The 7,941-nt window shown below is 55.6% G+C and carries 8 protein-coding genes and 2 pseudogenes; 6 read left to right on the top strand and 4 right to left on the bottom strand.

What is annotated here, in order from left to right:
* The first annotated feature begins 112 nt into the window (after window positions 1-112).
* Window positions 113-310 (top strand): hypothetical protein, encoded by a 198-nt coding sequence (locus NKI63_RS30180; RefSeq protein WP_352824086.1) that lies wholly within the window; start codon window positions 113-115, stop codon window positions 308-310.
* A gap of 303 nt (window positions 311-613) precedes the next feature.
* Here the strand turns inward: NKI63_RS30180 and NKI63_RS30175 are convergent, their stop codons facing one another.
* Together NKI63_RS30175 and NKI63_RS30170 are read right to left on the bottom strand one after the other, a co-directional pair.
* Window positions 614-1,357 (bottom strand): amino acid ABC transporter ATP-binding protein, encoded by a 744-nt coding sequence (locus NKI63_RS30175; protein WP_352824088.1) that lies wholly within the window; start codon window positions 1,355-1,357, stop codon window positions 614-616.
* Between the two features lie 122 nt (window positions 1,358-1,479).
* Window positions 1,480-2,454, bottom strand: coding sequence for an amino acid ABC transporter permease (locus tag NKI63_RS30170; RefSeq protein ID WP_352824085.1), 975 nt, complete (start codon window positions 2,452-2,454; stop codon window positions 1,480-1,482).
* Window positions 2,455-2,677: 223 nt separating this feature from the next.
* On the opposite strand from NKI63_RS30170, the pseudogene NKI63_RS30165 reads away from it, so the two are divergent.
* From NKI63_RS30165 to NKI63_RS30150, 3 genes and pseudogenes are all read left to right on the top strand, one after another.
* Window positions 2,678-2,938: pseudogene (locus NKI63_RS30165) on the top strand (hypothetical protein); the annotation flags it as partial.
* A 70-nt stretch (window positions 2,939-3,008) separates the two neighbouring features.
* Window positions 3,009-3,284 (top strand): annotated as a pseudogene (locus NKI63_RS30155) (ATP-grasp domain-containing protein); the annotation flags it as partial.
* Between the two features lie 238 nt (window positions 3,285-3,522).
* Window positions 3,523-3,699: a hypothetical protein gene (locus tag NKI63_RS30150; RefSeq protein ID WP_352824084.1), complete on the top strand. Its 177-nt coding sequence runs from the start codon at window positions 3,523-3,525 to the stop codon at window positions 3,697-3,699.
* A 287-nt stretch (window positions 3,700-3,986) separates the two neighbouring features.
* Here the strand turns inward: NKI63_RS30150 and NKI63_RS30145 are convergent, their stop codons facing one another.
* Complete coding sequence (locus NKI63_RS30145; RefSeq protein WP_352824087.1) at window positions 3,987-5,201, bottom strand: ATP-grasp domain-containing protein; 1,215 nt, start codon at window positions 5,199-5,201, stop codon at window positions 3,987-3,989.
* 205 nt (window positions 5,202-5,406) lie between these two features.
* Window positions 5,407-5,814 (bottom strand): M14 family zinc carboxypeptidase, encoded by a 408-nt coding sequence (locus NKI63_RS30140; RefSeq protein ID WP_352824083.1) that lies wholly within the window; start codon window positions 5,812-5,814, stop codon window positions 5,407-5,409.
* Window positions 5,815-6,790: 976 nt separating this feature from the next.
* Between NKI63_RS30140 and NKI63_RS30130 the strand changes: the two genes are divergently transcribed.
* Together NKI63_RS30130 and NKI63_RS30125 are read left to right on the top strand one after the other, a co-directional pair.
* Window positions 6,791-7,549: a class I SAM-dependent methyltransferase gene (locus NKI63_RS30130; protein WP_352824082.1), complete on the top strand. Its 759-nt coding sequence runs from the start codon at window positions 6,791-6,793 to the stop codon at window positions 7,547-7,549.
* Between the two features lie 196 nt (window positions 7,550-7,745).
* A partial coding sequence (locus NKI63_RS30125) for an aminopeptidase P family N-terminal domain-containing protein (RefSeq protein ID WP_352824081.1) occupies window positions 7,746-7,941 on the top strand: 196 nt, incomplete at its 3' end.

Raw genomic sequence — 7,941 nt, 5'->3', positions numbered from 1 at the left:
ACTACGCTCGAAAGGACGACCTTAAGAGCGCAGCTTCGCTACCGGGCCATGCTCGCGCAAGGCGGCCCTCGCCGGAGGCGTACGAAAGCCCGGTCAGGCAGCCGCCTGAACCATGGCAGCGGTCGCCCACGTCTTCACGATCCGGCGCGTCGCCCAAATCCTGGGCCAGGATGAAGACCTGCTGTGGGACCTGTCGGACCGGCCCTTCGCGGAAGCATTCGAGACCAGCTCGATCCAACTGGCTAACCGGCGACAGCTAGTTGTCCCTTCAAATCCGGCACGCCGCGGTCCCTACCGGATGCTTACCTGAAGACGGTTGTCTGAGCGCCTACGACGACTATCCCGGATCGGAATTAAGCGAAGCCATCGTGGTCTTTACCGAAGACGGCATCGAGAACCTTCGGTATGTCATCGAAGAGCGCAGGGCATCAGGCAACGCACCGCCGAAACCTACCGCAGAAGGCCGCCGCCCAAAGCCATAGCCACCGCGGCCTTGGCCGTATGGATACAGATTAACCGCAGAGGCTTTAGTGTTTCTTCTCGATGAGCAGTGTATATCCACGGCTTACAAGTGGTTTGATCGCTCGGCACGCGTGTATGAAGACGATAAGCCCTAATGTTGCAAGATTTGGCTGAGAAAGAGTTTTGTTCTGTCGTGCTGAGGGTTGGTAAAAAACTCGCTCGGCTGCGCTTCTTCCACAATTCGACCTACGTCCATAAAAATGACCCGGTCGGCTACGGCGCGGGCAAAGCCCATTTCATGCGTGACGCAGACCATCGTCATGCCATCGCGTGCAAGGCTCGTCATCGTTTCTAAGACTTCCGATACCATTTCCGGATCGAGTGCAGAGGTAGGCTCATCAAATAGCATGACGGCTGGCTCCATGCATAGCGAACGTGCGATGGCTACGCGCTGCTGCTGTCCACCTGAAAGCTGAACCGGATATTTGTTGGCCTGTTCGGGAATGCGCACGCGTTCCAGGAATTGCAACGCCGTCTTCTTGGCCTCTGCTTCAGGCACGCCTTTGATCCACATTAGACCTGCCATGCAGTTCATCAGCACCGTCATGTGTGGGAAAAGGTTGAAGTGTTGGAACACCATGCCGACGTTCTTGCGGACCTCAGTCACGTTGCGCATCTTATTGTGCAAGGCGATTCCGTTAACGATGATGTTCCCTTCTTGATGCGCTTCGAGTCGGTTGAAGCATCGGATCAACGTCGACTTTCCTGATCCGGAGGGACCGCAGATGACGATGCGCTCCCCCTTTCGAACGGTAAGATTCACATCCGTCAGTGCCCTAAAAGCGCCGTACCACTTGGAGACGTGCGTGGCCTCAATGATCTTATTATTGCCCATTATGATCTGTGTCTTTACCGAAGATTCCTGTGACGAATGCGGCTGCACGTGCCGCGCATTGTCTGTCGCGGTTAAAGGTGCGCCGGCATCAAATCCTTTCAATTTGTATGCTTTGATAGGGGTCATCGCACCTTACTCCTCGCAAAATAATTCTCAATACGCGCCTGAATAACCTCGAGACAAGCGGATATGATCCAGTAGATCAGGGATGCCGTTACAAGCATTTCCATATGATGGAAGGTCGGCTGACCGATCGTACGAGCAAGAAAGGTTAACTCCCAGACGCCGAGGACCGAAACGAGCGAGCTGTCCTTCAGCATTCCGATGAATGTGTTTCCCATTGGAGGAATAATGACGGGAAGCGCCTGCGGTAGAATGATCCTGCGCATGGTGAGACCGAAGCCGAAGCCGATTGATCTCGAAGCCTCCCATTGGCCGCGGTCGATGCTTTGGATGCCTGCTCGAAAGATTTCTGTCATATAAGCGCCTACACAAAGCGACAGCGCCAATATCCCGGACGGAACGGCGTCGATCACAATACCCAACTGCGGCAACCCCAAGTAAATCAGGTAGATTTGCATCAGGAGAGGCAGCCCGCGAAAAAATGAAGTGTAAAAACTGGCGACCGCGTACGCGAAGCCATTGCTTGAGAGCTTTGCAATCGCGGCGATAATCGCGATCAAGGACGCAAAGATTAGCGAAAGCGCCGACACATAAATCGTCGTTACCACACCTTGCGTGATCAGGAAAGGGAGGTTCTCCCAGATGAATGGCAAACTGAGGTTAAATGACTTAAAGAAAGCCAGAAACAGAAGCAACAGTTCAAGCCACACGGTGCCGATTTGCACCTGCAATGGCGCAAATCCTATTAGTACGATATTGGAGCAGAATACGACCGCAATTACAAATGCTATTGCAAAACGGCCATAAACCCCGCTTTGATGCGGCTCGCCGATAACCGGTCGCATGAGCTCCCCGAAGCTCGTGTCAGCAAGATCAAACATGAGAAAGAACGCCAGCACGACGACAAACGTCAGGGCGACAAACCAAGGTTTATGGACAAGCACCTCGGATTCGACTGTATCTTGGTAGAGCATTATGGTTCCCCGTTTCGTGGCCACAGCAGACACTGCAAGCTATAGCCCTAAGCCCGCACCAAACCATCTGACAGACAGCTTCGCGCGTTTGCGATCCGGCCTGTGTGAGCCGCGCCTCTAACTTGGCAGTCAGATGCCGCTCGCGTCATTTTACATGATAGCCGCGGCGGCTTCCGTCAAATGCCGTTTATATATCATGATCATCTAAAAGCGAGATAGTGTCCAAGTGCGTGGTGTCATTACCGATCAAGAGCGGATCGCGGCGGATGCGGTTGTGATGGCGCTCGGCAACCATTTCACCGGTTTCATGCAGCGCTACGGCGTCAAGTTGCCGGTCTATCGGGTCAAGAGCTATTCGCTGACGATCCCGATCACTGACGCCTCGCGCGCTCCCAAGTCGACTGTCATGGACGAAACCTTCAAGATCGCGATCACCCGGCTTGGCGACCGCATCCGGGTCGCCTGCTGGGCGGTGCCTACTGGAAACCGGTGCAGTCGGGCCTCGACGGCGAAACCGACAGCCAGGCAGTTGTGCGGCTCGCCGAACTGACGGCCCCGCATCGATCGAGCGATGCTGCGACAAATTCGTTCAACGTCAGCTCCTTGCCGAGGCCGGCGTTCCAATACCAACTTGTCGCGTGGCAACAAACGCGACGAACGTGGAACGCTCTGCCGCGGAGATCGGCCTGCCGGTGATTCTGAAGCCAGCCGTAGGTAGCGGCAGCCGCGGAGTCCGGTTGTGCCGCAATGTCGATGAGTTGGCCGAACATACGAGCTACCTGTTGAGCGGGAAGCACATTTGGCGGTCTTCGCCGAGAATACTGGTCGAGGCAACCCGCACCACCAGCATCACGCAGCGCGCTACACGGCGCTAGGCGACGAATTTGCATACAGGGTGAAGGAGCCTTTGTTCGAGAAGACGATCCGCAACGAAGCCGAGCGACTGAGCGGGGCCAAGCTTCACCTGAACCTGCACGGCTACCCTCCCACGAATATGTTCGGTCGCTCACCGGCTATGTGCCGCACAAATTCGAAAGTTGGACGGCTTCCAGGGGGTTCTTCCTGCAAATGCGCCACCATGCCGGCTGGGCGGACGCGGCGGAGTGGCTGGTCGACAAGGTGACGGCACGCCTGGTGCGCCTGCCCGGCCTGGCGGAATTCAACGCGGCGCAGATCAGGCTGTTCGAGAGGCATGTGGGTCCGATCAATCTCCGCATGATCAACGGCATACCCTGCGATGTGTGAGTCGACGACGGGGACGTCCTGCCCATGACCTTCGTCACCGAAACGAGACGATCTACGGTCGTGCCTTCATCGCTGGCCATGATGTGCAGACGAAATTCGTACTGGCCCCATACGAGGCTTATCAACAATTGCAGTCGGAGCCAATGCTGGCGCGAGCATGACCCATGGTTCCGGACTCGAGTTAACGCGTGTTGCTCTGAATTGCACCAAAGTTGGCGACGATCCCCTCTCACCTGGCGCGGCCTGCGCCGGTGCGGGGAAGTAAGGCCGCGGATTTTTCCCGTTCGCTAACGGTTCGGAAATGGGGTCATCGACCAACTGATCATGTCGCCGGCACGCTGAAGTATCGCCTCGGTCTGAGCATGGCTGGGTGCAACGGCGATGACATGTCCCATAGAGTCTCGGTAGTCGCCGCTCCTGACGATCGGCGTCTTGGGTTCAACATACAATTTGACCTCGGCGACACCTGGGACAGCAGCCGCCCGCTTGTCACCACCGATCCAATCGAGGATGCCATCGCGATCAGGAATTAGGACCCGCCAGCCCGCAACATGCGAACGTCTTCTACGCAGATTCCATTCCTCGCCGATGACAAGCTTGAGGTGCTCGGTGACGAGATCGACACCGTAAGCCAGCTGAACCGGTTGAGGACCGCCAGCAAGACGCGGATTGACTTCAATGACGACTGGGCCACGCTTCGTCCACCGGAGTTCAATATTGGTTGGCCCCCAGCCAAGGCCGAGAGCTGGCAAACAGCTAAGCGAAACATCGGCAATGCGCTCATGCTCGTCATCAGTCAGCAGGGCCGGAAAGGTGAACACACGAAGGACGAAATGCGGTGGGGGACCGAAGTCAGAGGCCTCAATCCCAATGACCTCATTTCCCATTATGTGGGAGACATATTGGGGGCCTTGAACAAACTCTTCGACCAGTATCCTCGGCGTAGACCGCCATATGTGCTGCCCGCCCAACAGGTAGGTCGTATGTTCGGTCAACTCGTCGAGATTGCGGCACAATCGGACACCGCAGCTGCCGCTGCTGACGGCTGGTTTAAGAACAACCGGCAGGCCGATCTCCGCTGCGGAGCTTTCTACGTCCGTCGCATTCGCGGCCAAGCGATAGGCAGGCATTGGAACGCCGGCCTCCGCGAGGAGTTGACGTTGAGTGAATTTGTCACAGCATCGTTCAATCGCTGTAGGGTTCGGTCCCGGCAATTCGAAATACCGGCAGAGCTTGGCTATTGTCGCATAGAATGCTTCCTTCGCGCTCGTAATTCCAGCAATGTCATAGGTCGCACGAAGTCGGGAACATTCGCGGATCAGCGCATCGAGATTGCCTGTATCGACGCGAATTGCCTCAATTCCTTCCGCCGCAAGATAGTCGTACTGAGCAGGATCAGCCGCAAGAGTAATTGGATGAAGACCAAGACGCCGAGCCGCTTCGACGTATAGCAGACCATTGCTCCTTGTGCCTTCAAGCAGGATGAGCGTCCTTCTCGCCATTGGCGTTGACCTTCCGTTGGGTTGTACGGTGGTATGATCGTAAACAGGCATCAGCTTTCAGCCGTGCCCGACCTTAGACTTTGCGGTGAGCGTACCATCGTCAGCGGTGCGCGCTCGCAAAGATTCTGTAAAACTTATTAGAAGGAAATATTGCACGGTTTTGGTTGCCGGCGCTCCCACACCCTCGCCGCTCGCCCCATAGCATCTACCCCGTGGGACGCGACCGCCTTGTGCGAATTCCTCCCGTGCGGAGCCGCCAGTGGAGTTGATAGCCGTCCGGATTTTCCAAGGGCGAGATGACGAAATGCGCGCTCGGGCGTTCCGCGAGCCTGCGGGCAGCCCTCAGCGCGCCGACGATTCCCGTCGTCTCGTTCGCGTGCTGGCCACCGCTGATGATCACGGCGCGGTCGGATCCCTGGCGGTATCTCGCCCCGACCGTTCGGCCGGACCGCGAGTGCGCCTCGAAGGTACCCCACCGATCTGGTCCAGTTCCTTCCTCACTTGGGCGGCGGAAATCGGCGCCTCCGCCGATGAGCGGCATGAACTCATCCGCTGCTTCCGTTTCGGTCAACGGCCGTGTCTCGATCCGCACCGTGGGCGTGGTATCGGCCAAGCGGATTTCCGGCACGATCTGGCCCGGCTGCCCCTCCAATCACCAAGAGCTCGACCGGATCTCTTCTGGAACAGCTCAAGCAGGGAAAAGTAGAGATCCCCGTGCAGAGCCTCCCGCGTTGAAACCGCTTTTTCGCCTGTTGGCAGCCTCCGATCGTTGTGCGGGAGAGCGGCGCCAATATTCGGTTCCTCGAAATATGGCTCCTTGTCCCCCAGTCATTGGAGGGCAATCGACGCATCGCGGCTTCGAAGTGCGCAGCGCAGTCGGTTTCCAAACGCTCGCCCACGCTGTCCTCACCAACCCTTATCCAACCCGTTGGCGAGATCAGTGTCCGCCGACGGAGTCAACATGCAAACGGTTTGGCGCGAAGACGATATGCTCGAGAGTCTCACCGTCATCTCCGGTAGCTGGCGAGACCGATAGCGGATCATCTTGCGATCAGCGCTGATGATGGCACGGGCCCGTCGCTCCGGCAGACCCATAGCGGACCTCAGATGCGCGACGGCTTCGCGCTTGGGCTGGATGGATTTCCGAGTTCGAAATCACATCGGTCTTTTCCGCCGCTTTCGCCGTCATGCGGACGCGCTTCTCTCTTCGTGCCAGACGAAGCGGGTCAGTCTGGGCGAGGTTGGCCGTGCCGATCTTGTCCTTCCAGCGCGTGCAGAGCGATCCGGCGGACGAGTGCGCGCCCAGCACGGCGAGGTGCGCCTCGCTACGGCGGATGATGAAACAACTCATATGCTCAAGGCCAGTATGCGTCGCCCTGCCCGGACCACATCCGCGAGATCGATGTTGACGAGCAGTGCCTCGAGCAGGCCACATACGGCCCGCGATAAAATCTCGAACGCGGTAAGATCAATGATCTGTTGCAAAAAACATTTAAAAACGAAAAAAAAAATTCATAAATGTATTCTTTCAATGTCCGTCTAACTATGAAACAATAAATATAAATAGTCTGCCAAAAAGAGGAAAACACATGAACGACAAGGTGAGCAGTAAAGTTACCTTACCATCTCTTGAGGAATACTTCAGCGAAGATTACTTTCATTTTGGCGATGTGGTCAATCCGCCGGAGGTAAGTGACCGACAAGCAGGAGCAATTTGGGAGCTTCTTTCTCTTAAACAAGGCAGCCCAGTTCTTGAACTTGGATGCGGTTATGGACGGATTACCAACCGGTTGGCTGAAAAAGGAGCGCAGGTATCCGGGCTTGATATTTCGCCGATCTTGCTAAAAAAAGCTGAAGCGGATGCGGATAAACGCGGAGTAAATGTTGAGTATGTTTTGGGTGACATGCGCTCGCTTCCTTGGCGAGATCGATTTGACGCGGTTTTTCTTTGGTACACGACGTTTGGTTATTTCGAGGACGCAGACAATGAGAACGTCCTTCGTGAAGCGGCTTCTTCACTTCGAAACGGCGGACGTCTTCTAATCGATTACTCGAATCGCTTGGCTTTCTTGCGCCACAAGTCGCCTATTTACATTGTGCAGCGTAACGACGACCTAAGAATCGATATTATGAGCAACGATGTGCTAAGCGATCGTCGGAACCTCGAAAGGATTATCGTCCGCGATGGATGCGTTAGACGAACGCACCTTTCTTTCAGACAGTATGGGTTTTCTGAATTTGTTCGCATGTTGCGAAGCGCGGGGTTCGAGACTGTTGAAGCTTATGGGGAGGAAGGTGGAGCGTTTACATCCGATAGCCCAAGCCTCGTGGTTGTCGCGTACAAATAATACAAGCGGCCCTATCCTATAGCCTTTTAGACTCTGCGTGTTCGACCCTCGTTAGGTGCCTTATTTTAAAGGATTTCGGCAAGATTCATGGGTTTTCTTGAAACTTTTGCGCGTTGGCAATATTTCGCTTCGAAGATAGCAAAGCCGAGTTGATTGCCTTGAGCAATCGTCATTTTTCAAGATAGGAGAACTGCCAATGCCCGCATTCAGTAAACAGGAGTATCGCGAACGCACGGCTCGGCTGCGTCAGCTAATGGCTGAGCGTGGCATCGACGCACTGCTTGTCTTGACTGAATCGAACATGAATTGGCTCACCGGTTACGAAGGTTATTCCGACTATGTTCCGCAACTCGCTCTTGTGTGCCAAGATGAAGAGGATCCGTGGCTCATAC

This window comes from Mesorhizobium sp. M0410 (genome assembly GCF_040321435.1).
Lineage (GTDB): Bacteria > Pseudomonadota > Alphaproteobacteria > Rhizobiales > Rhizobiaceae > Mesorhizobium.
This window is presented reverse-complemented; position numbering and strand designations above follow the sequence as displayed.

Coding starts and splice junctions, on each gene's coding strand:
- NKI63_RS30180 (WP_352824086.1), top strand. CDS start 113: ATGGCAGCGGTCGCCCACGTCTTCACGATCCGGCGCGTCGCCCAAATC.
- NKI63_RS30175 (WP_352824088.1), bottom strand. CDS start 1,357: ATGGGCAATAATAAGATCATTGAGGCCACGCACGTCTCCAAGTGGTAC.
- NKI63_RS30170 (WP_352824085.1), bottom strand. CDS start 2,454: ATGCTCTACCAAGATACAGTCGAATCCGAGGTGCTTGTCCATAAACCT.
- NKI63_RS30150 (WP_352824084.1), top strand. CDS start 3,523: ATGCGCCACCATGCCGGCTGGGCGGACGCGGCGGAGTGGCTGGTCGAC.
- NKI63_RS30145 (WP_352824087.1), bottom strand. CDS start 5,201: ATGGCGAGAAGGACGCTCATCCTGCTTGAAGGCACAAGGAGCAATGGT.
- NKI63_RS30130 (WP_352824082.1), top strand. CDS start 6,791: ATGAACGACAAGGTGAGCAGTAAAGTTACCTTACCATCTCTTGAGGAA.